Source organism: Bradyrhizobium sp. WBAH42 (genome assembly GCF_024585265.1).
Taxonomy (GTDB): Bacteria; Pseudomonadota; Alphaproteobacteria; order Rhizobiales; family Xanthobacteraceae; genus Bradyrhizobium.
Genome location: NZ_CP036533.1, coordinates 296,233 through 321,262 on the forward strand (window position 1 = coordinate 296,233; position 25,030 = coordinate 321,262).

Below are 25,030 nucleotides of genomic sequence, written 5' to 3' on the forward strand. Positions count from 1 at the left end.
GGTCGTTTCCGAGGCGATCCATTTCGCGTCGCGCCCGCTCTGTCAAGCGCGCGGTCAGCTCGCAGCGGACTCGTCGGCGGCCCGGCCCTTGATGTCGGCGATGGCCCGCTCGAGGCTCGTGCGGTAGCGCGCCCGCGGCGGCGTGACGCCATGGGTGAGCAGCGCGCGCCGGACCGCGGGCGAGGCCCCCGTGATGAACAGCCGGATGCCCTGGCGGTGCGCCTTGGCGGCGACGCGGCCGAGCACGTTGGCCGCGGTCGAATCCAGGAACGGCACCGCCGCGAAATCGACCACGAAGGCCTTGCGCTTGTCGGCGATGCCGTCGAGCACGCCGCCGATCGCCGAGGCCGCGCCGAAGAAGAACGCGCCGGTGATGCGATAGACCAGCACGTCGCGGTCGACCGCAAGCGCGGGATCGTAACGCACGCGGTCGCCGTTGCCGTCGTCGGGACGATCATCCGCAACCAGCGGCGAGCGCTCCTCGATGCCCGTCATCTCCGCCATGCGATGGATGAACAGCACCGCACCCAGCGCGAAGCCGACCAGGATGCCCTCGGTGAGATCGCGGAAGATCGTGAGCAGGAAGGTCGCGAGCAGCACCACGGCATCGCCCCATGACGAGCGCACGAGCGTGGCGAATTCGTGCTTCTCCGCCATGGTCCAGGCCACCACGACCAGCACCGCGGCGAGCGCGGCCAGCGGAATGTAGCTCGCGAGCGGGGCCGCGATCAGCATGAACAGCAGCAGGAACACCGAATGCAGCATGCCCGCGAGCGGCCCGCGCGCGCCGGCGCGGATGTTGGTCGCCGTGCGCGCGATCAGCCCGGTGACGCAGATGCCGCCGAACAGCGCCGAGCCGATATTGGCCGCGCCCTGCGCCACCAGCTCGCAATTGGAGCGGTGACGGCGGCCGGTCATGCCGTCGGCCACAACCGCCGACAGCAGCGATTCGATCGCCGCCAGCAGCGCAAACGCGATCGCATCCGGCAGCACGGCCCGTGCCTTCTCCAGCGAGAACGCGGGCAGCGCCGGCGATGGCAATTCGCGCGGGATGCCGCCGAAGCGCGAGCCGATCGTTTCCACCGGCAGCGCGAATATTGCACAAACGAATGCGGCGAAGACGACCGCGATCAGGATGCCGGGCCAGGAGGGACGCCAGACCCGCAAGGATGCGATGATGGCGATGCTGACGATCGCGACCAGCACTGCGGATGGATTGATCGTGCTGAGGCCGCCGGCGAGCGCGGCGAGCTTCGGCACGAACTCGCTGGGCTCCTTCCCCGCGAGCGTGATGCCGAAGAGATCGCGGAGCTGGCTCGCAAGGATGATGACGGCGATGCCGGCGGTGAAGCCGACCGTGACGGGATAGGGAATGAACTTGATGTAGGTGCCGACCCTGAGCAGCCCCGCGCCGATCAGGAACAGGCCCGCCATCATGGTGGCGAGGATGACTCCGTCGACGCCGTGGCGCTCCGCGGTCGCCGCGACCAGAACGATGAACGCACCTGCCGGGCCGCCGATCTGGAACCGGCTGCCGCCGAGCATGGAGGCGATGAAGCCGCCGGCGACGGCGGTGTAGAGGCCGCGGTCCGGCGTCACGCCCGAGGCGATCGCGATCGCCATCGACAGCGGCAGCGCGACGATCGCAACCGTCAGGCCGGCGAAGACGTCGGCGCGGAAATCCGCGAGGCCGTAGCCTTCACGAAATACGGTGACGAGCTTCGGCAGATACAATTCGGCAAAGGTCGGCTGACGCAGCTGGTGCAGCCGGCCTGCCTGATCGCCTGTGATGCTCATGTCAGCAAAGTGCTCCGCTGGCCCCACGATGCTCCGAAGCATCGTGCGTCCCAAGGTGCGACGATGCGCTAGCCCAACTTGATGCCGGGCACGATCAACGCGCGATCATGCTCCGACGCGGCGCGGCGGCCCGGGCTCCTTCAAGCGAACGCCACGTCCGCCGCTGTCGCTTCGGGCCTGCTCGCCGATCAGCTCGACGCCGGCCCGGTCGAACGCCTCGACCACCTTGATCAGGGTCTCGACCACGCCACGAACATTGCCGGTCGAAGCCTCCATCCGCTGGATGGTCGGCAGCGACACGCCGGCGAGCTCGGCCAGGGTTTTCTGGTCGATGCCGAGCAACGCGCGGGCTGCCCGCATCTGGAACGAGGTGATCACCTTGGCCTCACGTATCAGAGTTTATATGTGATATTCTGTACATATACAATGATGTAAAATACATCATCATGAGGCTGGTGCAAGCGTCTCCTCCGTCATTGCGAGCGAAGCGAAGCAATCCAGAATCCCTCCGCGGAAAGACTCTGGATTGTTTCGCTGCGCTCGCAATGACGCGTGGAGAGACAGCGCCGCACATCCCTCTCCCCGTAAGAACGGGGAGAGGGCGTGAGAGAGCGTGCGTCCCTCACTGCGCGAGAGACGGACTCACGCCGCGTGCTGATGTGCGGCGATGATCTGGTCGGCGGCGCGGCCGGTGACTTCGGCCATGTGGTCGAACTGGCGCGTGAAGCTGCCGGCGCCGGCGGTGGCCGAGCGCAGCTCCACGATCAGCTCGCCGATCTCCGCTTCCGGCATCATGGCGCGGACACAGTCCCAGCCGGTCCAGCCATCGCGGGTGTCGAAGCCGAGGATCTGGCCGCGCCGCGCCGACAGGATCGCGTTGATCTTGGCGGTGGCGTCGGTCGGGCAGACGATCTCGACCATGTGGATCGGCTCCAGCAGCACCGGCTGGCATTGCGGCAGGCCTTCGTTGAGCCCGACCCGCGCCGCCGTGCGGAAGGCGAGATCGGAGCTATCGACGCTGTGATAGGAGCCGTCGGTCAGCGTCACCTGCACGTCGGTGACGGGGAAGCCGAGCGGGCCGCGCGTCAAGCCATCGACGACGCCCTCCTCCACCGCCGGGATGTAATTGCGCGGCACCGCGCCGCCCACCACCTTCTCGGCGAACTTGAAGCCGTCGCCGCGCGGCAGCGGCTTGATGTCGAGCACGACATCGCCGAACTGGCCGTGGCCGCCGGACTGCTTCTTGTGGCGGCCGCGCTGGGTGATCGGCTTGCGGATGGTCTCCTGATAGCCGATCGCGGGCGGATGCGAGGTGACCTTGACGCCGAAGCGGTCGCGCAAGCGCTCGCTGGCGACACGCAGGTGCATCTCGCCCTGGCCCCACAGCACGGTGTCGTGGGTCTGGGCGTTCTGCACGATCATGAGCGAGGGATCCTCCTCGTGCAGGCGCGTCAGCGCCTGGCCGAGCTTGACGTCGTCCTTGCGGTCGGTGGCCGCGACCGAGATCGCGAGCACCGGCGGCGTCGGCTCGATCGTGATCAATGCCGCGGGCGCCGTCTTGCCGTTCGAAACCGTGTCACCGGTCTTGACCGGATCGAGCTTGGCGAGCGCCACGGTGTCGCCGGCTTCGGCCGAGGCCCGCTTGGTGTCGTAGGCGCCGTTGACGGCGAGGATGCCGGAGATGCGCCCTGCGCCGCCGGAGGAGGATTGCAGCGTGGCGCCGTCGTCGAGATGGCCGGCAAGCAGCCGCGTCAGCGACAGCTTTCCGCCGTGCTGCGAATGCAGCGTCTTGAAGACGTAGCCGAGCGCGTCCTTGGTCTCGGGAACGCCGAGACGTTTTGCGGTCTCCGCAACACCGGGCGCCTCGTGACGCAACGCCTTCATCAGGCGCAACACGCCGTTCTCGCGCGCGGCGGCGCCAAGCAGCACCGGGCAGATCAGCCCTTCCCGCAATTCGCGGGCGAGATCGTCGAAGACGGCATCGCGCGGCGGCTGGATGTCCTCGAGCAGCTGCTCCATCAGCGCATCGTCGTGATCGGCGAGCTTCTCCAGCATCGAGAAGCGGGCTTCCTTCTCGCGATCGAGATCGCCGCCTTCGAGCGCGATCACCTCGGAGGCCTTGTGCTCGCGATAGATGAAGGCGCGCTCCAGCGCGAGATCGACGAAGCCCTCGATCAGCTCGCCCTTCCAGATCGGGATCTGGCGCAGCACCAGCGGCACGCACGAGGCGGGCTGCAGCATCGCGAGGGTTTCGCGGATGCGCTCGCTGGCGCGGTCGATCTTGTTGAGGAACAGGAAACGCGGGATCTTCAGCTGTTCCAGCTCGCGCAGGATGATCTGAAGCTGCGGCAGCTTCTTCTCGTCGGCCTCGCAGACCACGATTGCGGCGTCGACCGCAGGCAACGCGGCGCGCATGTCGTGGGCAAACTCGACGGAACCGGGACAATCGAGGAAGGTGTAGCTGTCGCCCATGAAACTCGTGGTGGCGGCAGTGAGGCCGACGGTCATCTTGTGATGACGGGCCTCCGGCGTGGCATCGCCGACGGACGTTCCGGCGTCCACGCTGCCGGCGCGCGGGATTGCGCCCGTTCGCGCCAATATTGCTTCCAGAAGTGTGGTTTTACCGCTTTGGAAAGGGCCCACCAGCGCGATGCACCGTGGACCTCGGGGACTTCTGACGTCTTGTCCCATTCGCCGCCTCCTTCTTGTGGAGCTCGGCCCATGATTGGGTCGGCAAACGCCGATGCTCTGCCCCTCCCCGAGATTTGGCAAGCAACAAACGTCGCTGCGGTGCGTCGTCCGTAAAATCGCGCCGCTTCGCGCGGCGCGATCACACGCAAAAGTGTTACCGGCCCGGACGGAGTTCCAGGCTCTCGAGGCCCGCAGCGATATTGAGGCCGACCTGGCCCTGCACGCTGAGCGGCTGGAGCGCGATCGAATTGTTGGAGCCGCCGACCAGCACGTTGCCGCCGAGGCCGACGCCGATCGAGGCGCTGCCCTGCGCGCCGGCGTAATTGCCGGCGAGGTCGCCGGGGCCGAGCCGGTCGACCGGTGCGAACACGCCCCAGGCCAAAGCCGTCTCCTGGGTGATGCCGATGTCGAGACCGACCTTGCGGATGGTCGCGACGTAGCGATCGTCGGGCAAGCCGTCGGCGCGCAGCACGCAGCCGAGATGGGTCACCGACCCCACGATGAAGCCGACGCTGGCGCCGCCGCGGCATTCGAGCACGCCGACCCGCGCCATCCGCTGCTGCGCACCAGTGCTCACGACGGAAGCAATGAGGCCGGCAGCGGTGAGTCCGGCGAAGAGGAACGAACGGCGCATGAATATCTCCGGCGATGATGTGATGCGAGCAGAGAGAGCGCCCCACCCGTGTTGCGCGTCTATGCCACAAGTGCCGCAGCCGTGCCAGATCATGCACGGGGATGAACACGCAAACAATAAAAGGCCCGCCGGCGGCGGGCCATTTCGCAGATTTCGTAGGGTGGGCAAAGCGAAGCGTGCCCACGCATCTTTGCGATCGAGAGAGATGGTGGGCACGGCGCGAGTGCGCCTTTGCCCACCCTACGATTCCAGACTCGCGGAGAGAAATCCCATCCCACAAGAGCGGGAAGAGGACATCGCATGCCGCGACAGTCTTACCGAAGATTGCCACAGAAGCGCTGGATGCGCTTGCAGGCGTCTTCGAGGTCCGAGGTCTTGGTCGCGTAAGAGATGCGGAACGCCGGTCCAAGGCCGAAGGCCGACCCTTGCACCACGGCGACGCCTTCGGTCTCCAGGAGCTCGGTGACGAACGTCTCGTCATTGTCGATCACCTTGCCCGACGGCGCGGTCTTGCCGATCGTGCCGGCGCAGGACGGGTAGACATAGAAGGCGCCCTCGGGGCGCGGACACTCGATGCCCTTGGCCTGATTGAGCATGGAGACGACGAGGTCACGGCGCTCCTTGAACACCTTGTTGTTGGCGGGGATAAAGTCCTGCGGCCCGTTCAGCGCTTCCACCGCAGCCCATTGCGCGATCGACGACGGGTTCGAGGTCGATTGCGACTGGATCGTCGACATCGCCTTGATGAGCTGCGCCGGGCCGCCGGCATAGCCGATACGCCAGCCGGTCATGCAATAGGCCTTGGAGACGCCATTCACCGTGAGCGTGCGGTCGTAGAGACCGGGCTCGACCTGCGCGACGGTGGTGAATTGGAAGTCGTCATAGACGAGATGCTCGTACATGTCGTCGGTCATCACCCAGACGTGGGGATGCTTCATCAGCACGTCGGTGAGCGCTTTCAGTTCCGAGCGCGTGTAGGCAGCTCCGGTCGGGTTCGACGGCGAGCACAGGATGACCCATTTGGTCTTCGGCGTGATCGCGCGCTCGAGCGCCTCGGCCTGGAGCTTGAAGCCGGTCGCGGCGGTGCAGACCACCGGCACCGGCTCACCGCCCGCGAGCGCAACCATCTCGGGATAGCTGACCCAATAGGGCGCGGGAATGATCACCTCGTCGCCCGGATTGATGGTCGCCATCAACGCGTTGTAGAGCACCTGCTTGCCGCCGGTGCCGACGATGATCTGGTTCGGCTTGTAGGCGACGCCGTTCTCGCGCTGAAACTTCGCGATGATGGCTTCCTTCAGCTCGGGGATGCCGTCGACCGCGGTGTACTTGGTCTTGCCGGCCTCGATGGCGCGGATCGCCGCCAGCTTGATGTTGGCGGGCGTGTCGAAGTCGGGCTCGCCGGCTCCGAGGCCGATGACGTTGCGGCCCGCCGCTTTCAGCGCACGTGCTTTATCCGTGACCGCGATGGTCGCGGACGGCTTCACACGGTCGAGCGCAGCGGCAAGGAAGGACATCATCATCTCCTGGCGAGCGTCGTGAAGCCCTTCGCCTCACGACTCTGATTGTGGGAATGGGCCACCCTAAAACGTGTGCCGCTGCGCCGCAAGAAACTTCGGCCCGATCCCGGAAAAGTTTACGATTTGGAGCGGTTCAAGCCGCGATTTCCCGCAATTTTGCGCAACTTTGCCTCCGGAATTGCTCATATCCGGCAAAGCGTGTCCTCGGAGCAATTTTGCGTGTTGCGAGTCAGGTTCTTCTCCGTCATGGCCGGGCTTGTCCCGGCCATCCACGTCTGGCCGCGCAGCACGAAGAACGTGGATGCCCGGGACAAGCCCGGGCATGACGACGCGGGAGCGTGCGCGATCGTCCCCCGACTTGACGACTATCCGACGCGCCCCGCTCCGCGTTGACGCAAGCGTGAACTAAATTGCATCGTCGCGGAAATGATCTTCCCAGGCATCGCAATGCGGTAGGGTTTTCGAGTTTTTCTATCGGCCGGCTCTTGCGGCGGATTCGCATCGGCATCATTGTTTAGCCGCCTCGCGGGGCAACGAGCGCCGCGTCTTCTCGTCCTCGGATTCGAACGCCAGAATGTACAAGCTCTATTCGATGCAACGCTCGGGCAACAGCTACAAGGTCCGCCTTGCGCTGGCGCTGCTCAACCTGCCTTACGAAGCGGTGGAGGTGGACATTCTGCGCGGCGAGAGCCGCACGCCGGATTTCCTGTCCAAGAACCCGTCGGGCCAGGTGCCGCTGCTCGAGGTCGGCGAGGACCGCTATCTCGCCGAATCCAATGCCATCCTCTGGTACGTTGCCGTCGGCACGCCGCTCGCGCCGGAGAACCGCATCGACCGCGCCGAGGCGCTGCAATGGATGTTCTTCGAGCAGCACGCGCTCGAGCCGAATATCGGCGCGGCCTATTTCTGGCTGTCGCTGGTCAAGGGTGGTCGCGACCTGCAGACCCATTCGCTGGAGGACTGGATGGAGCGCGGCTACGGCGCGCTCCAGGTGATGGAGAACCACCTCAAGACCACCCCCTATTTCGCCGCGCGCCAGCTCACGGTCGCGGACATCGCGTTGTACGGCTACACCCACCTCGCCGAACGCTGCGACTTCGACCTCCAGGCCTTCCCGGCGATCCGGGACTGGCTGAAACGCGTCGAAGCCACGCCCGGCTTCGTGACGATGGACTGGCGCCCGGCCGACATCGACGACCCCGCCAGCATCGCCGCGAGCGCCTGACGGCGCGCCCGCTGCGGCGAATAGCGGGCATAACGGCCGTCTTTGCCGCAATCCCGCCACTTTCGGCGCGGGCGCCGCCGCAATATTGCCGGTTGAAACTGGGAAATTCTGGAAAGTCGCGGGTGATTCGCTCGCGTGTTGAAGGATTTAGACCATGATGCGGGCGTCCGGCACGGCGGGCTTTCAGAGCCCATCCGCTACCGTCGCGTCTTCCCGGCTCACCCATGCGGTCGTGGCCTCTCTCGCCGTCGCCGCGCTCTCGCTGTGCCTGATCGTCACCCTCACGGTGCTGTCGACCAAGGCGACCATGGCGATGGGCCTGCCGGTCTGATTCCCGTTTCATCCTGGACCAGCCTTCAGGGCGCCGTGCGGCCCGCGCCGACCGGCATCGCGACAGGACGTCGATGAAATCACCTGTGGTAGTCGTTGCAATCACCCTGACTGCGGCCATCCTGGTCGCGGCCTCGCTGCTGATCATCGTCGGCACGCGCAAGGGCGCAGGCACGTCGACGCTGAACGCGCCGACGCTGCAGCACCGCGTCAAGCACGCGCAGATGGTCTAAAATCTTCCGAAAGCCTTACGCTTGCAGACAAGCGCGTCTTAAGCACGCCGCATGAAATCGCAGCGCGGTCACGCAACGATCAGCCAGTGTTGCGGCCTTACCTCGTTCGGGAGGAGCGAGACAGGTCCATGCGGTTCGGATGGCGTGCGATCTCCGGTCCGGCGCTGACGGCAGCGGCCCTGCTGCCGGCGATGCTGCTCGATCGCCTCGTCCCCGCGCCCTCGCCCGCCCCGCTGTTCGTCGGCATCGTGGCCCTCGCCGGCGCGCTCGCAGGACTCGCCTCCGCCGCGACGACCGCGATTGTCGCGGTGATCGGCGCGGCACTGTTCTTCCTCCATCGCCACGGCGTTTCCGGCCATGGTGCCGCCGATCTGGTGCCGCTCGGCCTCCTGGCCGTCACGGCTTTCGGCACCGCCGGCATCACCGGGCTGATGCGCGAGCGGCTGCTCGGCAGCTTCGCCGCCGAGCGCCGCAGCCACGCCACTGCCGCGCGGCTGTCGGCCGCGCTCGACAAGGTCGATATCGGCATCGTGCTGCTCGATGCCGAGACCCGGGCCGAATTCATCAACCGCGCATTCCGCGATTATTTTGCGGTGCCGGACGAGATCGCCGACGCCAAGCCGCCCTTCATCGCGCTGATGTATCACGGCCGCGACACCGGCGCGTTCGAGCTGCCCGAGGACGAGCTCGGCACCTTCATCGCGCAGCGCATGGAGATGGTGCGGGTCGGCGATGCGCCGCCGATCAACATCAAGCTGCGCAACGGCGAGGTGCTGCGCTTCGTCTGCACCGCACTGCCCGACGGCGGGCGGATGCTGAGCTACACGCCCGTGACCGACCTCGTGCGCCACACCGATGCGCCGGCAAGTGCCGACTACCACCGCTCGCTGCGCGATCCGACCGGCCGCAAGCTGATCCGGTACTTGCGCGCTGCGGAATGAGGCGAGTGTGCGATTGATCGGCAATACGATCATCACGTATGAAGGACATCCCTTCGTCGCGCACCCCCGAGATCGCGGAAATTCACATGTCGCTCATCATTCGCGCCGTCACCAGGCAGGACTACGATCAATGGCTGCCGCTGTGGGACGGCTACAACGCCTTTTACGGCCGCTCCGGTCCGACCGCGCTCGCGCCCGAGATCACTGGGATGACGTGGCAGCGCTTCTTTGATGCCTATGAGCCGATGCATGGGCTGGTCGCCGAGGACAACGGCCGCCTGCTCGGCCTGACGCATTATCTGTTCCATCGCAGCACCACCGCGATCGAGCCGTCCTGCTATTTGCAGGACCTGTTCACGTCCGAGGCCGCGCGCGGCAAGGGCGTCGGCTCGGCGCTGATCCATGGCGTCTACGAGCGCGCGAAGCTGGCGGGATCGCCGCGTGTCTACTGGCAGACGCACGAGACCAATCTCACGGCGCAGCGCCTGTACGACAAGGTCGCCGAGCGCTCCGGCTTCATCGTCTATCGCAAGATCTTCTGAGCCCCGGCCTGTGGATAACTCCGCCTGTCACCCGCGCGTAACATAGCAAGACTAGGCTGCCCCTGCGTCTGGTCAGGCCCCCGTCACCGATCATGCGCCCCAAGCGGTCCCCGTCAGTCGCCGCGTCTGACAGGGGCCGCATTTTTTTGTCCGCGCTGCCGGCATGGCAGCAGCGCGGCCGCCCGCTTGCTGCTGCGGCGCGTGGTGGTCAGAATATCCGCCGCTCATCTCCGACAGGATCTTGCATGGAAATTCGCAATCTCGGCGCCTCCGGCCTTCGCGTGTCCGCGGTCGGGCTCGGCTGCAACAATTTCGGCCAACGCACCGACCTCGAGACCTCGCGCAAGGTGATCCATCGCGCGCTCGACCTCGGCATCACGCTATTCGACACCGCCGACATCTATTCGAACATGGGCGGCTCGGAGACCGTGCTCGGCACCGTGCTCGGCGATAGCCGCAAGGACATCGTGCTGGCGACGAAATACGCCAAGCCAATGGCCGAGGACGGCACCAAGCAGGGCGCCTCGCGCCGCTACATCATGGAGGCCGTGGAGGCGAGCCTGAAAAGGCTGAAGACCGATTACATCGACCTCTATCAGCAGCACGATTACGACCCGCTGACGCCGATCGAGGAGAGCCTGCGCGCGCTCGACGATCTCGTGCGCCAAGGCAAGGTCCGCTACATCGGCAACTCGAACTTTCCGGCCTGGCGGATCGCGGAAGCCGAATACGTCGCGCGTGCGATGAATGTCAGCCGCTTCGTCTCCTGTCAGGACGAATATTCCCTGCTGGTGCGCGACATTGAGAAGGACCTGCTGCCGGCCGCGACGGAATACAAGCTCGGCCTGTTGCCGTTCTTCCCGCTCGCGAGCGGCCTGTTGACCGGCAAATACCGGAAGGGCGAGGCCGCGCCTGCGGACACCCGTTTCGGCAAGGTGCCGCGGCTGCGCGATCGCTACGTCACACCGCGCAACGAGGACATCGTCGAGAAGCTCGCCGCCTTCGCCAAGGCACGCGGCCATTCGATGCTGGAGCTCGCCTTCTCCTGGCTCGCTGCGCGCCCGCAGGTCTCAAGCGTGATCGCGGGCGCGACCCGCGTCGAGCAGATCGAGGAGAACGTCAAGGCGATCGCCTGGAAGCTCAGCGCGGAGGAGACGGCGGAGATCGACAGGATCACGCTGGATTGATTTTGCGACGACCGACCTTTGCGGCGCGGCGCTATTTCGCGCCGCGCCCCACCGTCTGCATCACCTCGAAACCTTCGAACTGGGGATGGCCGAGATAAAGCGGCTTGTTGTCGCCCGCCCTATGATGCGCGGCGCGAAACGTCTCCGACTTGGTCCAGGCCTCGAACGCCGCATAATTCGCCCATACGGTGTGCGAGGCGTACAGCGTGTGGTCCTCGGCTTCCGGCCCGCGCAGCAGATGAAACTCGACGAAGCCCGGCACCTTGTCGAGATGGGTGTCGCGGGTGAGCCAGACCTGCTCGAAAGCGGATTCGGAGCCTTTGGCGACGCGGAAGCGGTTCATGGCGATGTACATGGGGTGGTGTCTCCTGATGTTCGGCTCATCATGTCGTCATTCCGGGACGCGCCGCAAGGCGCGGGCCCGGAATCCATTTTGCGGCGAAATCTGGATAAATGGATTCTCAGATGCGCAATTGCGCATCATAGCTCGCGCCAAGAGGCCCGCCCCGGAATGACAGCGGCTGTGGGTTAGGTAACTAGCCCCTTCATCGGCCTTGCGCTTGGGCTGTCGGGGAACACCGTCTCTGCCAGCACACGGTCCGACAGGCCGAACTGGTCCTGCAGCACGCCTTTGATCACCGAGCGCAGATCCGTCGTCGGCTTGAGGTCGCGGCCCTCATACAGGCTTGCGAGCTTGAGGCCTGGCCAGTCCGAAATGACGCGGCCGCCTTTCACCGCGCCGCCGGCGAGCAAGGCGATCGTGCCGGTGCCGTGATCGGTGCCCTCGGTGCCGTTGATGCGCGCGGTGCGGCCGAACTCGGTGGCGACGACCACGACAGTGTCGCGCCAGCGATTCCCGAGGCCGCTCTCGAACTCGGCGAGCGCGCCGTCGAGACCGCCGAGCAGGAAGGCGAGACGCCCCACAGGGCCGCCTTCATTGGCATGCGTGTCCCAGCCGTCGAAGGCGAGCGCGGCGATGCGCGGGCCATCATCGGCCGCCATCAGCTTTGCAGCGCCGCGCGCGACCTGCCGCATCTGCGTGACGGCGTTGCCGCGTGTCGCTTTCATATCGTCGCCGCTCGCCGCCTTGTCGAGCTGGAGGCCTTGCGACAACGCGGAGGCCAAGGCGGGATCGCGGTGACGGTAGAGCTCGACGAGGCGCATCGCGGTGTCGTCATCGGCCTGCGGCAGCGCGACCGGCGCCCAGCCCACGGTCGGCGCGCTGCCGCGCAGCACCAGCGGCGTAGTGGGACCGACCGCAAGCCCGCTCGACACGCGCTCGCCGCGCGGCAGCGCTTCGAGCGCGCGATTGAGCCAGCCGGACTGCACGCGGCCCGGGCCGGCATAGCCGCTTTCGAGCACGTCCTGGCCGTCGAAATGCGAGCGGTCGCGATAGGGCGTCGCGATCGCATGGATCACCGCCGTGCTTGTCGCGATACATGCGCGCGAATTCCGGCATCGCCGGATGCAGGCCGAAGAACGAGTCCAGCATGATCGCGGGATGCGCACCATCGGCCGCAAGCGCAATCGATCCGTGCAGGCCGGCATAATCGGGGTCGCCGATCGGCGCGACGGTCGAGAGCCCGTCCAGCGCGCCGCGCAAGATCACCACGACCAACCGCGGATCGCGCCCGTCGGCCGCGCGGGCGAATTTCGGCAGGTAGGCCCAGGCTGCAAACGAGGCGCCGCCGAGCAGCAGACCACGGCGGGACGTGAGGAGCCGGTTCTCGACGCAGTCGGTCATCATCATCTCCTCTGCATTTCCGGCGACATCAACAGCAGCGCCAGCGCCTGCTGCCGCGACTCCGCGCGCTCGATGGTCCGCCGCGTCTCGGCCGAGGCGGCATCGGCGGCGGCAAACTCCAGGAGATCGAGCGGATCGATGTTGTTGCCGAGCCGCGCGCCGATCTGCGCCGCGATGTCGAGCCTGAGCTTGATGCCTTCAGGCGCGGCCCAGGCGGCATTGGTATCAGGAAAGCCGTTGGGGCCCGGCGGCGACCACAGCGGCTGGCCGAGCAGATTGAGGTTGTTCAGATAGGCGCCGGGATCCTCGGGCACGCGTGCCAGCAGCCGGCCGCTCGCAACCAGGAAATCGTATGGCGAGCGCATCTTGGTGAGCGGCGCCTTCCAGGCTTCATCGGAATCGACCAGCGCCGTCGCCAGCGCCTTGAGATCACCGTCGGTCTTGACGAAGACGTCGCGCAGGCGCGCAACGAGCGCCGGCGGCGGATCGTCCGCGACGAAGTGACGGACGAACTTGGCGGCGATGAAGCTCGCGGTCGAGGGATGCCGCGCGAGATCGGCGAGCGCGGTTTCGCCCTGTGCGAGGCCGGCCTGATCGTAGGTCTTGCCGAGCAGGACTTGCGGCCCGGGCTGATGGGCATTGACGTTGAAGACGAAGGAGCCGGGAACCCCGAGCTGCCCTTGCCTGCCGGCAAAGGTCCAGCCGGTGATGATGCGCGCGAGCGAGGTGACGTCGCCTTGCGCGTAGCCGCCGCCGACGCCGAGCGTATGCAGCTCCATGATCTCGCGCGCGAGATTTTCGTTCAGCCCACGCTTGCGGTTTTGGCCAGCGCGCGAGTCAGGGCCGAGCGATTGCTGGTTGTCGAGGAAGAACAGCATGGCCGGATGCTGCTCGACCGCCCTCAGCATGTCGGCGAAGCGCCCGAGCACGTGCGGCCTGATCGCCTCGCGCTCGAACGCGCCGGCCCAGATCCGCGCCAGCTCGCCCTTGCTGGCGGAGATGCAGAAATGATTGGACCAGAACGCGACGAGGCGCTCGGTGAAGCCGCACTCGACGAGCGTTGCGCGCTGCAACCGCGCCAGCGCCTCGGCGCGAAAGGTTTTCTGGATCACATTGAGCGGCTGGGGCGCGGGCTTGGCGGCGGGCTGCGGCGCGGGTGCGCTCGGCTGCATGGTCTCAGGCTTCGGTGCGCCGTCGGCGGGCTGCGCATCGGCCATTTGGCCGGTGATCTCCGCCGCGGCATTCAGCGAGAGATTGCGGCGCAAGGGCGGCTTCTGATCGGCAGGCGCTTGGGCCGGCGTCTCGACGGGCGCGGCGGCCTTCGCCGCCTCACGCGCCTGCTTGACCTCGTCCTGATAGGCAAACACGGCCTGACCGAGTTGCGGCGTCGACTGCAGACCCGGCGCTTCCAGCAGCACGCCATTGGGACGCGAAAGCTCCGCCTTCACGAAGCCGCGCGGGTCGGAGCTTGCATTGATGAGATCGCCCGATGCACCGCCGCGGGCGCCGAAGCCGAAGCGGTTGAGCGCGACGAGGGCGGCTTGCGAATCGCGGGCCATCGATGATTGTCCTTCGCGCGTTGGGAGGTGCTTTCCTGCGACGCGGGCGGCGCGTAATATACCGCAGCGACAGATGAACCCGACATGAAAATGACGGCGAAGCTTCGACGTAAATCATGACAAATCCGAAAGAAATGCCGTCAGCGCCGGCACTTGCGCGCCGTCTCACCTGTTCCCGCTGCGGCAGCGAATTCGGCTGCGATCTCTCCGGCAATTGCTGGTGCGCGGAGGAGACGGCACGGCTGCCGATGCCGCTCGAGGGCGAGGACTGCCTGTGCCGGGAGTGTTTAAGGAAAGCGGCGGCGGAGGCAGTCTCGTAGTATCGTAGGGTGGGCAAAGCGAAGCGTGCCCACCATTCTTGGCGATCGAGAGAGATGGTGGGCACGGCGCTTTGCGCCTTTGCCCACCCTACGAAACTACGTGCGTTACACCGCAAATCCCGGCGACTTGCGCGCCATGCCGTCGAACGCATCCAGCAGCTTTTCGCGCCAGGCATAGACCGGATCATCCGCTTCGAGCAGCTTGAACGGGCTGACCACGCGCGCCCATTGGAATCCGCCGAACACGATGTAGTCGGCGTAGTTCGGTGCCTGCCCGCCGAGAAAAGGCTGCATCTTGAAGGTCTGACGCATGATCTCAAGCGATTTGCGGAACGCGATGACGCCGGCATCGCGGCTCGCCTGGACCTCTTCCAGGCTCTTGCCGAACCGCGCCTCGCGCGACTTGCGGAAATAGGCGGCATCGACCTCATTCAGATTCTTCGGGATGTCGGCGATAACAAGCGGAGAGAGACCGCCGACGATCGCGATGTCGCCCCACGCATTGATCATGCGCGCCATGGCGCGGCCGCCCTCGCCGCCGAACAGCGACGGGCGATCCGGAAATTTATCCTCGAGATAGTTCGCGATGGTCCAGGAATCGACCACCGGCTTGTCGAGATGCAGCAGCACCGGGACCCTCTCCGAGCCGTGCGGCGCGATGGCGCTCTTCTCGGTGAAGCGCCAGGGCAGCGTCTCCGCCGCAAGGCCCTTGTGCGCCAGCGCCATCCGCGTGCGCCAGCAATACGGGCTGAAGGGGCGCGTGGGATCGGTGCCGACGAGTTCGTAGAGCTTGAGTGACATTGGCTGGTGCTCCGTCATTGCGAGCGCAGCGAAGCAATCCAGACTGCCGCCGCAGAAACATTCTGGATTGCTTCGCTGGCGCTCGCAATGACGTTTGTGGAGGCAGAAGTGGGTCTCACCGCCCGTTGGCGCGCAGCAGCCTCTCGCCGCCTTCCGTCACCGCGATCACCAGCCCGATTCCGGCAATCGTCTCGCGCGCGACGTAGCCGCGCTCGGCGGCGTCTTCCCAGATGGTAAGGCGCGGGCACGAGGTCTTCCAGGTCGCGAGCACCTCGGCGTAGGCGCGCGGCTCGCGCGCCACCCATTCGACGAAGTCCAGCACCAGCGGATCGGCCGTCTCGCTCATTGCAAACCTCCCTTGTCGAAGGCGGCCAGCACCGGCGCACGCAGCAACAGCCAGCCGCCATAGGCGATGTAGTAGCAGGCGATGGTGGTGATCAGCTTGTTGGACCAGGCGATGAACTGCTGGTCAGTCATGGCTTCGAGGATGCGCCGCGCCAGCGTGGTGCCGAGCATCGAGGCTGCGATCGCGACCGCAGCGAGCACGGGATCGAGGCTCGCGGCCTGGTCGATGATGCCGCCGAAATAAATCAGCTTGGTGAAATGGCTGATGAGCTGGCACATCGCTTTCGTCGCCACCTTCTCGCGCCGGCCGAAATCGCCGCCGAGGAAGAAGGTGTCGAGCAGCGGGCCGGAGACGCCGGTCATCAGCATCAGGCCCATGCAGATCGTGCCGTAGACCGTGCCCTGCCAGAGCCTGTCAGGATCCGGCTTGATGTTCGCGGGCAGGAGCCGCGCCATGAACGGCGTGGCGCCGAGCAGCAGCAGCGCCGTCGGCTTGTCCGGCACGTAGCGGGTCAGCGACCAGGCGGCGAGCGCCACTGTCGCGCCGACCATGTAGTTCGCAACCGGCCGCCAGCGGATATGCGCCCGCCACAGGAACGCCCGCCAGCCGTTCGAGGCCATCTGCGTGATCGCATGCAGCACCATCGCGGTCGGCAGCGGCATCAAGGCCAGCAGCACGCCGATCAAGATCAGCCCGCCCGCCATGCCGAACAGCCCCGACAGGAACGCGGTGGCCACCATCAGCAATCCGAGGGCAGCGATCATGATGGGCGTCACGAGGGTCTCCGGGGTAGCGAGCAAGGGACGCAAGGCTGTCTGCTCCCTCTCCCCGTTCTTACGGGGAGAGGGTGGGGTGAGGGGCTATATCCGCGATCACCGTAACAGTCGGATTCGCGGAGAGTCCCCCTCACCCGCCGCGCTTCGCGCGTCGGCCTCTCCCCGCAAGCGGGGAGAGGCGAAGAGGAACGTGCCTTGCTTGCCGCTCTCGCGCAAACTGAGTTATCTTGCCCTGGCATCAGCTTTCCTGAGGGTGGGTCATTTGCGGCGGCTGCTGTTTCTCAACGGCATCAAGGCGTTCGAGGCGGCGGCGCGGACCGGCAGCTTTGCTGCGGCCGGGCTGGAGCTGAGCGTATCGGCGGCCGCCGTCAGCCGCATGGTGCACCTGCTCGAAGAACGGCTCGGCGTCGCCCTGTTCGAGCGCAAGGCCAATCGCCTGGTGCTGACGCAGGCGGGCCGCGCCTATCAAGGCGGGCTGACCCCGATCTTCGATGCGCTGGCGAGCCTCACGGCACAGGTGACGGCGCCCGCCAGCGTGCGCGTGCTCACCATCGGCGTCGGCCACACCTTTGCGATGCGCTGGCTGATCCCGCGCCTGTCGGAGTTTCGCAGCGAGGAGCCCGACATCGAGGTGCGCTTCACCACCGGCGGCGCCGCGGTGCCGTTCGGCGAGGACTGGAGCTGCGGCATCAAGCTCGGCACCGGCGACTGGCCCGGCCTCGTCGCCGAGCCGCTGTTCGCGGGCGACCTCACCCCCGTCTGCGTGCCGCGCCTCGCCGGCGGATTGAAGCGTCCGGCCGACCTGAAGGGACCGAGCCTGATCCGCGTCGCGCACTCACCCGAGGACTGGCCGATCTGGCTGAAGGCGGCGGGCACGGCGAGGATCAACGCGCGCGGGCCCGAGTTCCAGTTCTACGGCCAGGCGCTGCAGGCCGCGGCCGACGGGCTCGGCATCGCCATGGGCATCCGCCCCTATATCGACGACGATCTCGCGGCCGGCCGGCTGGTGGCGCCATTCGACCTCTCGGTGCCCAAGGGCATGCGCTGGTACCTGCTCTATCGCAGCTTCCAGACCGAGCAGCGCGACTTTGCCGCGTTCCGCCGCTGGATCATGCGGGCGGCATCGGAACCCGCTGCCCGCCCGCGCAAGATCGGCCGCGCTGCAGCGCGGAACTGAAGGCGGGCAAAAAAGCCGCCTGCTTGTGAACGGCTTCACATCCCAAAATCCGCAAATGTGGTCCCCTGACCCTCCGAAAAGAAACGTGGGACCTACACTCATGACGACCCTCTACGACGGCTTTGACATCGAATCCTTCGAAGCTGGCAAGGGGCTGTGGCACGCGCGGATCCGCCGTGCCGATCTCAGCCCGGTGGCCATCGACGGCGTGCTGTTTCCGGCCATGGAAGTCGGCTTCGCCTGGCCCGATCGCGATGCCGCGATTGCCGATGCCAAGCACCACATCGATCGTTTCCGCCTGCGGGCCGACAGCGACGACGAATAGGCGGTCCGCAGGCGGACCAGGGCGGCGAAAAAAGGGGGCAAACCGGTCATGTCCATCATCGAAACCGATGCAGCTCGGCCGCGAATCTACGCCCGCTCAGTGCTGTCCAATTGCCCGGAATGCGACGGCGATCTCACAGTGCTCCGCGTGATCGGCGGCCGCGCCGGATGCGAGTACTGGACCATGCGCTGCACCGATTGCGGCGGCATTCATCTCGACATCCTCGAGCCGAATGTCGCCGCCGGGAACGACGACGGGCCGCTGCCGGCGGCGTGAACGGAAGGCTGCTGCCAACCTGCTGTCAGCGGCCTGCATGGCCACGGGCCTTCACCCTTTATTGCGGGGCGGACTCGTCCCATATTCGCCTCATGGCGAAGAAACCTGCTCCCCCCAAATCCCCCAAAACCAAGGCTCCGAACTCGAAGGCGCATCGCCCCGATGTGCAGCCGATCGGGCCGGCGCTCGCCGAATTGCTCAATCCCGCGATCAATCGCGGCGATGCGGGCTTGGGATCAGGCACAGGCCTGCAGCCGCCGCCGGACAATTCGCGCGACCGCCGCGCCGGGGGCGAAGCCGCCGCGCATCGCGCGCGGGCTTCGACGCCGAAGGAATTTCCGCAAGATGCGGCGCGGCCGATGCCACTGCGGCCCAATCCGCAGCCGCCGGGCGCTCGTCAGTCCAGTGAGCTTGCTGGGCTGGAGGAGGCGCCGCAAGCCAATTACGGAACCGCGGCCACGATTCCGACGCTCGATCCGGAACTGGCGCGACAGCTCGGCCTGCCCACCGAGGAGGACGATGCCGAAGCGCTGGCGCGTCCGCCGCGTTCCAAGATGGAGGCACTGGGCGTCAAGGCCACCGCGGATGCGCTGGAATCGCTGATCCGCGAGGGCCGGCCGGAGTTCCGCAAGAACGACGGCTCCATGAAGGTGTGGACGCCGCACCGGCCGCCGCGGCCGGAAAAGTCCGAAGGCGGCGTGCGCTTCGAGATCAAGTCGTCCTACGAGCCCAAGGGCGACCAGCCGACGGCGATCGCCGAACTGGTCGAGGGCATCGACCGCAACGACCGTTCGCAGGTGCTGCTCGGGGTCACCGGCTCGGGCAAGACCTACACCATGGCCAAGGTGATCGAGGCGACGCAGCGCCCGGCCCTGATCCTGGCGCCGAACAAGACGCTCGCCGCGCAGCTCTATGGCGAGTTCAAGAACTTTTTTCCCGACAACGCGGTCGAGTATTTCGTCAGCTATTACGACTACTACCAGCCGGAAGCGTATGTGCCCCGCACGGACACGTACATCGAAAAGGATTCGTCGATCAACGAGCAGATCGACCGCATGCGCCACTCGGCGACGCGCGCGCTGCTCGAGCGCGACGACGTCATCATCGTCGCCTCGGTGTCCTGCATCTATGGTATCGGCTCGGTCGAGACCTACACCGCGATGACCTTCGCGCTGAAGAAGGGCGAGCGCATCGACCAGCGCCAGCTGATCGCCGACCTCGTCGCGCTGCAGTACAAGCGCACCCAGGCCGATTTCACCCGCGGCACGTTTCGCGTGCGCGGCGACGTCATCGACATCTTCCCGGCGCACTATGAAGACCGCGCCTGGCGCGTGAACCTGTTCGGCGACACCATCGAGAATATCGAGGAGTTCGATCCGCTCACCGGCCACAAGCAGGACGAGCTCGAATTCATCAAGATGTACGCCAACTCGCACTACGTGACGCCGCGCCCGACGCTGGTGCAGGCGATCAAGTCGATCAAGTTCGAATTGAAGCAGCGGCTCGACCAGCTCAACAACCAAGGGCGTCTCCTGGAAGCGCAGCGGCTGGAGCAGCGCACCACCTTCGACCTCGAGATGATGGAGGCGACGGGCAGCTGCGCCGGCATCGAGAACTATTCGCGCTATCTCACCGGGCGTCGCCCCGGCGAGCCGCCGCCGACGCTGTTCGAATACGTGCCCGACAACGCGCTGATCTTCGCTGACGAAAGCCACGTCACCATCCCGCAGATCGGCGCCATGTTCCGCGGCGACTTCCGCCGCAAGGCGACGCTGGCGGAATACGGCTTCCGCCTGCCTTCCTGCATGGACAACCGCCCGCTCCGCTTCGAGGAATGGGACATGATGCGGCCGCAGACCGTCGCGGTGTCCGCGACCCCGGGCAGCTGGGAGCTGAACGAGAGCGGCGGCGTGTTCGTCGAGCAGGTCATTCGCCCGACCGGACTGATCGATCCGCCGGTCGACATCCGCCCGGCGCGCACGCAAGTGGACGATCTCGTCGGGGAAGTGCGCGCCACCGCGCAAGCGGGCTATCGCTCGCTGATCACGGTCCTCACAAAACGCATGGCGGAGGACCTCACCGAATATCTGCATGAGCAGGGCATCCGCGTCCGCTACATGCACAGCGACATCGACACGATCGAGCGCATCGAGATCATCCGCGATCTGCGCTTGGGTGCGTTCGATGCGCTGGTCGGCATCAACCTCTTGCGCGAAGGCCTCGACATTCCCGAATGCGCGCTGGTCGCGATCCTCGATGCCGACAAGGAAGGCTTTTTGCGCAGCGAGACCTCGTTGATCCAGACCATCGGCCGCGCCGCGCGCAACGTCGACGGCAAGGTGATCCTCTATGCCGACCAGATGACCGGCTCGATGGAGCGCGCCATCGCCGAGACCAACCGCCGCCGCGAGAAGCAGGTCGAGTACAACAACGCCAACGGCATCACGCCGGAGAGCGTGAAGAAGCAGATCGGCGACATCCTCAACTCGGTCTACGAGCGCGACCACGTGCTGGTCGAGGTCGGCGGCCACGACATGACCGACGACGTCATCTCGATCGGCCACAATTTCGAGGCCGTGCTCGCCGATCTCGAAACGCGGATGCGCGAGGCCGCCGCCGATCTGAACTTCGAGGAAGCCGCGCGCCTGCGCGACGAGGTCAAGCGCCTGCGCGCGACCGAGCTCGCCGTGGTCGACGACCCCACCGCGAAACAGCGCGTGGTCGCGGGCAAGGCCGGCGCTTATGCCGGCACCAGGAAATATGGCGACGCCGCCAACCTGCCCGTCAGCGCCATGAAGAACAAGAGCGCCGCAACCGCGCTCAAGGCCGGCGGCGGCAAGGGCTCCCGCGTGCACAAGCCGCATCTCGACGAGATGCACGGCCCGGAATCGCTGCCCTACCGCGAGAGCCGCGCGCTGCCCTCAAAGCCGTTCGGCAGCACCAGCCGGATCATCCAGCCGACGGATTCAAGGCAGTCGGGACCGGAATTCGGGCCCGCGCCGAAGTCGACGGGTGGGGCGCCGGGACGACGTGGGGGGTGGAAGAAGAGGTAGGGCGGCGCAGGTTTATCGGCGACGTTCGTGGTTATGGATTCTCAGATGCGCAATCGCGCATCATAGCTCGCCGCTCTGCGGAATGACACGCGGAGAGATTCCCCCTCACCCCACGCTCGCCGTCACCACGGCCATCACCGACAGCAGCAGCATGATCGTCACCAGTTGCAACGAGGCGACGGGCTGGGTGCGCCAGGCCGTGATCTTGTCGGAGAGCGACAGATGGGCCTCGAAGAATTTCGGCTCGTAGACGGTCTTGAAGAGGTGCGGGAAGCTCGGACCCAAGGTCACGGCCAGCATCGCGTGGGCGAGCGAGGCGAAGGCGACGAAGATGGCGACGCCGGGGTCGCCGACGAGGTCGTGGTTGCCCACGAGCTTGAGCAGGAAGGCCGCGGTGGCGAAGGTCGGGAAGCTCTGCAGGGTCGCGGTCAGCGCGAGGCCTTCGAGCGCGTTGTGCAGGCGGGACTTTCTGGCGGTGGCGATGGCGGCCATGGCACGTCTCCCTGATGACATGCCGATGACGGTAGTCGCCGCGCCGGTGGGGCGATGTGAGATGGGTCACGCGGGGAGCGGTACGGGGCTTCGCCTCTTCCCGGCATGCGGGGGACAGGCCGGAAGCCAAAGTCCGGGTTGAGCCCGCAGCTGCTCTCAACGTCGTCATTGCGAGCGCAGCGAAGCAATCCAGAGTCTATCCGTGGACGGGATTCTGGATTGCTTCGCTGCGCTCGCAATGACGTGTTGAAGGAGCGCTGCTCCCGATCTCATCGGACTCGCGAAGCCTCCCCAACCCTTCCAGCGCGAGCGAAGCTCGTCGCGGCAGCATCCGCATTCGCCAAGGCTTCGGCGGATCAGAGCGGCGAGGGAGTAGCCCGCGGGCGTGGCGGAGACCTCGCGGTTCCGTACGTGTGCGTCGTGATGACGTTGCGCACGGCTCCATGCGCGTTGCGCGCCAGGCAACCGAACTCGGCGCGAATTCGTGCAGCCCATCCCACAACTCAACTCACAGTTGCACACCATGAACCGGGCATTGCGCTCATGCGTCAAAACGTCTGCAACATCCCTGTGATTTCGCGGATTGCCGGTGCGCGACACCGCGCGTTAGCGTTGCGCGACGTCACGGGGCCAAACGAGGACGGGCAGGAATGACGGTGGAGCAGCTGAATCGCCAACGCGTCGTGCATCTGCTCGATGCCTTCGCGCGCGGCGATATCGAGACGGCGCTGGCCTGTTGCACCGACGACGTCTATTTCCTCACCCACGCGCCGATCGACGTGCTGCCGCACATGGTGCCTCGCCATGGCAAGCAGGAGCTGCGCGACCTCTGGCAGACGGTCTGGTCGCGCTATTCGGAGATTCGCTACAAGATGCCGCACATCGTCGCTGAGGGCGAGGCGGTCGCGACCTACATGCACGCATTTTTCAAGAAGCGCAGCAACGACCGCATCGTGCAGTTCGACATCGCGGTGTTCTACACGTTCCGCGGCGGGCTAGTGGCGCAGATCCGCGAGATCATCGATTCCTACGACCTGGTGCAGCAGGTGCTGGAACGGGAGATCGGGCCGCTGATCACGGGGCGGTGAGCGTCGAGACCCGGACAATTACGGGATCCTATTGTAAATCTCACAAAGAGCGATCAAGTGTGCATTGCAAAAACGTGAATTGCGTTTTGGCCGAAATCTGCTATTTCATTCGTATACAAATGAGTTGAGCCCCGGCGCCTGACTGCGCGTGGGGTTGTTTTCCGTTTTTCCGTAAAGCCAGCTTCAGGACTGCCCCAAATGACAGAGCACAGCCTCTGGCGTTTCTCGCGCGCGTTGCACCGCGCGATCAACGACCGGCATTTCGAGGATATCGAGAGCTTGATCGACGAGGACGTCGAATGGGCGCTCTACGGCCCGATCGACATGTTTCCGTTTCTCGGCGCGCGCCAGGGCAAGAATGCCGTGCTCGACGTCATCCGCCAGCTCGCCGACAATTTCCAGGTCCGCCGCTTCGACCGCGAGAGCATCATGCTGGGCGTCGATTCCGCCGCCTCGATGCTGCGCTATTCGCTGACGGCCCTGGATTCCAACAAGCCGATCAGCTTGCGCGTGGCGCAGTTCGCCCAGTTCAAGGCCGGCAAGCTGATCAGCATGCGGGTGCTGATCGACACCTTCGATCTGGTCGAGCAGGCACTCGGCCGCGCCATTCATCTGCCGAAGATGACCAGCGTCGGCTAACGTAGCGAAACAACAACCTGAAGCACGATGAAGATCATCGCGCTTTAGGGGGGACGCCAACGGGCCCCGCTGTTCGGGACCGATGACAGGCGATCGCGACGTCCTGGCCTCCAGCCCCGCCGGATGCCGTCGCATCACGAGCTCGTCATCGGGCGCGCGCCTTTCGCGCGGCCCGTTGGTTCGCGTCCCCTTGCGAACCGCCACAATTCCGCAACGATAAATCGGCACCTTCAGCGCCGGAATGGCGCATGGTCATTGCGGCCGCTATAGTGCGGCGGACAGCATGCGCTGGGGTTCGTGGGCAGGACGATGGAATTCTCGACAGGGTTTGGCTGGACCAGGCTGCCGTTGCTGGCAGCCGCATTCATTTTGGGCTCGGCGCTGACGTTACAGGCGCAGATCATTCCGCCCTTCTCTCCGCCGCCATCCGACGACCAGGCCGAGGCGGCCGAAGCTCCCGAGGTCAATGATCCCGACATCATGAAGGGCATCGACGTCGACAAGCTCGACTGGAGCCAGCTCGCGGTCGATGCGGGGACCGGCATCGACCCGATGGCCGCCAAGAAGCGCGCCCAGGCCGCCGCCAGGGAAGGCCTCGACTGGTCGTCGAACCCCAATGCCAACGGCTCCTCCGCGGTGACCGTCAAGCAATCGGTGTTCTCGTTCTGGGATACGCGGATCGGCGCCGACATGACGGTGGCGAGCGAGCCCAAGACGATGTCCGAGCTGCTGGCGCAGAAGGCCAGCAACGGCGGCAACCTGCCGCAATCCTCGGGCAGCGCCTGGGCGACGGCAACCGCGCCGGGCGCGGGCGCGATCTGGGACAAGACCGCGGTGGAAGCCAGGGTCGATCCCGGCGCCGAGCACAGCAAGATCGGGGCGTCACTGACCAAATCGGTGCCGCTGTCGGGCGACACCTCGCTGACGCTGCAGAACGGGTACAGCGTCAACCAGCAGGGCAGCAGTGCGGTCCCCGGCATCGGCGGCCACGTCACGCGCAATTACGAGACCGACCAGAGCGCCAAGGTCACCGTGACCGACACCGGCACCAGCGTCATTGCCGGCCAGACGCTGTCGACCACCGAGGACAAATGGCTGCGCAAGGTCGGCGCGGAGCAGAAGCTGTTCGACAACGTCACCGTTTCCGGCTCGGTCGGTGAAACCTCGCAAGGCACGCTGAACAAGAGCGTGACCGCGGGCTTCAAGAAGAGCTGGTGAGCCCTTCGCCGCTCCCCGCCTGCGGGGAGAGGGAGTGAAGCACCGGCCGAGTTGCGCCCTAACCTCGCCGCAGCCGCCGATTCACACTTCCCTAACCATACGCCACGGCAAAACCC

General features: G+C 66.0%; 25 protein-coding genes and 1 pseudogene. 14 read left to right on the forward strand and 12 right to left on the reverse strand.

Annotated features, from left to right (window positions below; translation table 11 throughout):
• Window positions 1–54: 54 nt before the first annotated feature.
• From DCG74_RS01435 to DCG74_RS01455, 5 genes are all read right to left on the reverse strand, one after another.
• Entirely contained in the window at window positions 55–1,797 is a 1,743-nt protein-coding gene (locus DCG74_RS01435) for a SulP family inorganic anion transporter (RefSeq protein ID WP_172788719.1), read from the reverse strand.
• Window positions 1,798–1,902: 105 nt separating this feature from the next.
• Window positions 1,903–2,175, reverse strand: coding sequence for a helix-turn-helix domain-containing protein (locus DCG74_RS01440; RefSeq protein WP_008566993.1), 273 nt, complete (start codon window positions 2,173–2,175; stop codon window positions 1,903–1,905).
• 264 nt (window positions 2,176–2,439) lie between these two features.
• The gene (locus DCG74_RS01445; protein ID WP_172788720.1) at window positions 2,440–4,488 is read right to left on the reverse strand and encodes an elongation factor G; all 2,049 of its coding nucleotides are present in this window, start codon (window positions 4,486–4,488) and stop codon (window positions 2,440–2,442) included.
• Between the two features lie 154 nt (window positions 4,489–4,642).
• Window positions 4,643–5,122: a DUF992 domain-containing protein gene (locus DCG74_RS01450; protein WP_172788721.1), complete on the reverse strand. Its 480-nt coding sequence runs from the start codon at window positions 5,120–5,122 to the stop codon at window positions 4,643–4,645.
• Between the two features lie 314 nt (window positions 5,123–5,436).
• A complete protein-coding gene (locus tag DCG74_RS01455) occupies window positions 5,437–6,639 on the reverse strand; it encodes a pyridoxal phosphate-dependent aminotransferase (protein WP_172788722.1) in 1,203 nt (400 codons plus the stop codon).
• A gap of 577 nt (window positions 6,640–7,216) precedes the next feature.
• Between DCG74_RS01455 and DCG74_RS01460 the strand changes: the two genes are divergently transcribed.
• From DCG74_RS01460 to DCG74_RS01485, 6 genes are all read left to right on the forward strand, one after another.
• Window positions 7,217–7,867: a glutathione S-transferase family protein gene (locus DCG74_RS01460; RefSeq protein WP_172788723.1), complete on the forward strand. Its 651-nt coding sequence runs from the start codon at window positions 7,217–7,219 to the stop codon at window positions 7,865–7,867.
• A gap of 154 nt (window positions 7,868–8,021) precedes the next feature.
• Window positions 8,022–8,198: a hypothetical protein gene (locus DCG74_RS01465; protein WP_172788724.1), complete on the forward strand. Its 177-nt coding sequence runs from the start codon at window positions 8,022–8,024 to the stop codon at window positions 8,196–8,198.
• A gap of 85 nt (window positions 8,199–8,283) precedes the next feature.
• Window positions 8,284–8,430, forward strand: a complete 147-nt coding sequence (locus DCG74_RS01470; RefSeq protein WP_172788706.1) for a hypothetical protein — start codon at window positions 8,284–8,286, stop codon at window positions 8,428–8,430.
• Window positions 8,431–8,558: 128 nt separating this feature from the next.
• Complete coding sequence (locus DCG74_RS01475) at window positions 8,559–9,371, forward strand: PAS-domain containing protein (RefSeq protein ID WP_172788725.1); 813 nt, start codon at window positions 8,559–8,561, stop codon at window positions 9,369–9,371.
• Window positions 9,372–9,457: 86 nt separating this feature from the next.
• Window positions 9,458–9,913, forward strand: a complete 456-nt coding sequence (locus DCG74_RS01480) for a GNAT family N-acetyltransferase (protein WP_172788726.1) — start codon at window positions 9,458–9,460, stop codon at window positions 9,911–9,913.
• 245 nt (window positions 9,914–10,158) lie between these two features.
• Window positions 10,159–11,100: an aldo/keto reductase gene (locus DCG74_RS01485; protein WP_172788727.1), complete on the forward strand. Its 942-nt coding sequence runs from the start codon at window positions 10,159–10,161 to the stop codon at window positions 11,098–11,100.
• 31 nt (window positions 11,101–11,131) lie between these two features.
• Here the strand turns inward: DCG74_RS01485 and DCG74_RS01490 are convergent, their stop codons facing one another.
• The 3 genes and pseudogenes from DCG74_RS01490 to DCG74_RS01500 form a co-directional block, all read right to left on the reverse strand.
• The gene (locus DCG74_RS01490) at window positions 11,132–11,455 is read right to left on the reverse strand and encodes an antibiotic biosynthesis monooxygenase (RefSeq protein WP_172788728.1); all 324 of its coding nucleotides are present in this window, start codon (window positions 11,453–11,455) and stop codon (window positions 11,132–11,134) included.
• Between the two features lie 173 nt (window positions 11,456–11,628).
• A pseudogene (locus DCG74_RS01495) lies at window positions 11,629–12,844 on the reverse strand (DUF1501 domain-containing protein).
• A gap of 2 nt (window positions 12,845–12,846) precedes the next feature.
• Window positions 12,847–14,403 (reverse strand): DUF1800 domain-containing protein, encoded by a 1,557-nt coding sequence (locus DCG74_RS01500; RefSeq protein ID WP_172788729.1) that lies wholly within the window; start codon window positions 14,401–14,403, stop codon window positions 12,847–12,849.
• A 116-nt stretch (window positions 14,404–14,519) separates the two neighbouring features.
• On the opposite strand from DCG74_RS01500, the gene DCG74_RS01505 reads away from it, so the two are divergent.
• Complete coding sequence (locus DCG74_RS01505) at window positions 14,520–14,723, forward strand: cysteine-rich CWC family protein (protein ID WP_172788730.1); 204 nt, start codon at window positions 14,520–14,522, stop codon at window positions 14,721–14,723.
• Between the two features lie 105 nt (window positions 14,724–14,828).
• Here DCG74_RS01505 and DCG74_RS01510 read toward each other — a convergent pair whose 3' ends face one another.
• The 3 genes from DCG74_RS01510 to DCG74_RS01520 all read right to left on the reverse strand — a co-directional run bounded on the left by DCG74_RS01510 (window position 14,829) and on the right by DCG74_RS01520 (window position 16,646).
• Entirely contained in the window at window positions 14,829–15,524 is a 696-nt protein-coding gene (locus tag DCG74_RS01510) for a glutathione S-transferase family protein (protein ID WP_172788731.1), read from the reverse strand.
• Between the two features lie 115 nt (window positions 15,525–15,639).
• A complete protein-coding gene (locus DCG74_RS01515; RefSeq protein WP_172788732.1) occupies window positions 15,640–15,870 on the reverse strand; it encodes a hypothetical protein in 231 nt (76 codons plus the stop codon).
• Complete coding sequence (locus tag DCG74_RS01520) at window positions 15,867–16,646, reverse strand: sulfite exporter TauE/SafE family protein (protein ID WP_172788733.1); 780 nt, start codon at window positions 16,644–16,646, stop codon at window positions 15,867–15,869. Before DCG74_RS01520 ends, DCG74_RS01515 begins: the two co-directional genes overlap by 4 nt.
• A 262-nt stretch (window positions 16,647–16,908) precedes the next feature.
• Between DCG74_RS01520 and DCG74_RS01525 the strand changes: the two genes are divergently transcribed.
• The 4 genes from DCG74_RS01525 to uvrB all read left to right on the forward strand — a co-directional run bounded on the left by DCG74_RS01525 (window position 16,909) and on the right by uvrB (window position 21,477).
• Window positions 16,909–17,823: a LysR substrate-binding domain-containing protein gene (locus tag DCG74_RS01525; protein ID WP_172788734.1), complete on the forward strand. Its 915-nt coding sequence runs from the start codon at window positions 16,909–16,911 to the stop codon at window positions 17,821–17,823.
• 100 nt (window positions 17,824–17,923) lie between these two features.
• Complete coding sequence (locus DCG74_RS01530; protein ID WP_172788735.1) at window positions 17,924–18,148, forward strand: hypothetical protein; 225 nt, start codon at window positions 17,924–17,926, stop codon at window positions 18,146–18,148.
• Between the two features lie 48 nt (window positions 18,149–18,196).
• Window positions 18,197–18,424, forward strand: a complete 228-nt coding sequence (locus tag DCG74_RS01535) for a hypothetical protein (RefSeq protein WP_172788736.1) — start codon at window positions 18,197–18,199, stop codon at window positions 18,422–18,424.
• A 92-nt stretch (window positions 18,425–18,516) separates the two neighbouring features.
• Entirely contained in the window at window positions 18,517–21,477 is a 2,961-nt protein-coding gene (uvrB, locus tag DCG74_RS01540) for an excinuclease ABC subunit UvrB (protein ID WP_172788737.1), read from the forward strand.
• A 105-nt stretch (window positions 21,478–21,582) separates the two neighbouring features.
• Here uvrB and DCG74_RS01545 read toward each other — a convergent pair whose 3' ends face one another.
• Window positions 21,583–21,969 carry a hypothetical protein gene (locus tag DCG74_RS01545; RefSeq protein ID WP_172788738.1) on the reverse strand — a complete coding sequence of 129 codons (387 nt, stop codon included), beginning with the start codon at window positions 21,967–21,969 and terminating at the stop codon, window positions 21,583–21,585.
• A gap of 650 nt (window positions 21,970–22,619) precedes the next feature.
• Between DCG74_RS01545 and DCG74_RS01550 the strand changes: the two genes are divergently transcribed.
• The 3 genes from DCG74_RS01550 to DCG74_RS01560 all read left to right on the forward strand — a co-directional run bounded on the left by DCG74_RS01550 (window position 22,620) and on the right by DCG74_RS01560 (window position 24,914).
• On the forward strand, window positions 22,620–23,057 hold the full coding sequence (locus tag DCG74_RS01550) for a nuclear transport factor 2 family protein (RefSeq protein WP_172788739.1): 438 nt from the start codon (window positions 22,620–22,622) through the stop codon (window positions 23,055–23,057).
• A gap of 198 nt (window positions 23,058–23,255) precedes the next feature.
• Complete coding sequence (locus DCG74_RS01555) at window positions 23,256–23,696, forward strand: nuclear transport factor 2 family protein (protein ID WP_172788740.1); 441 nt, start codon at window positions 23,256–23,258, stop codon at window positions 23,694–23,696.
• A gap of 309 nt (window positions 23,697–24,005) precedes the next feature.
• The gene (locus DCG74_RS01560) at window positions 24,006–24,914 is read left to right on the forward strand and encodes a hypothetical protein (protein WP_172788741.1); all 909 of its coding nucleotides are present in this window, start codon (window positions 24,006–24,008) and stop codon (window positions 24,912–24,914) included.
• Window positions 24,915–25,030: the final 116 nt, after the last annotated feature.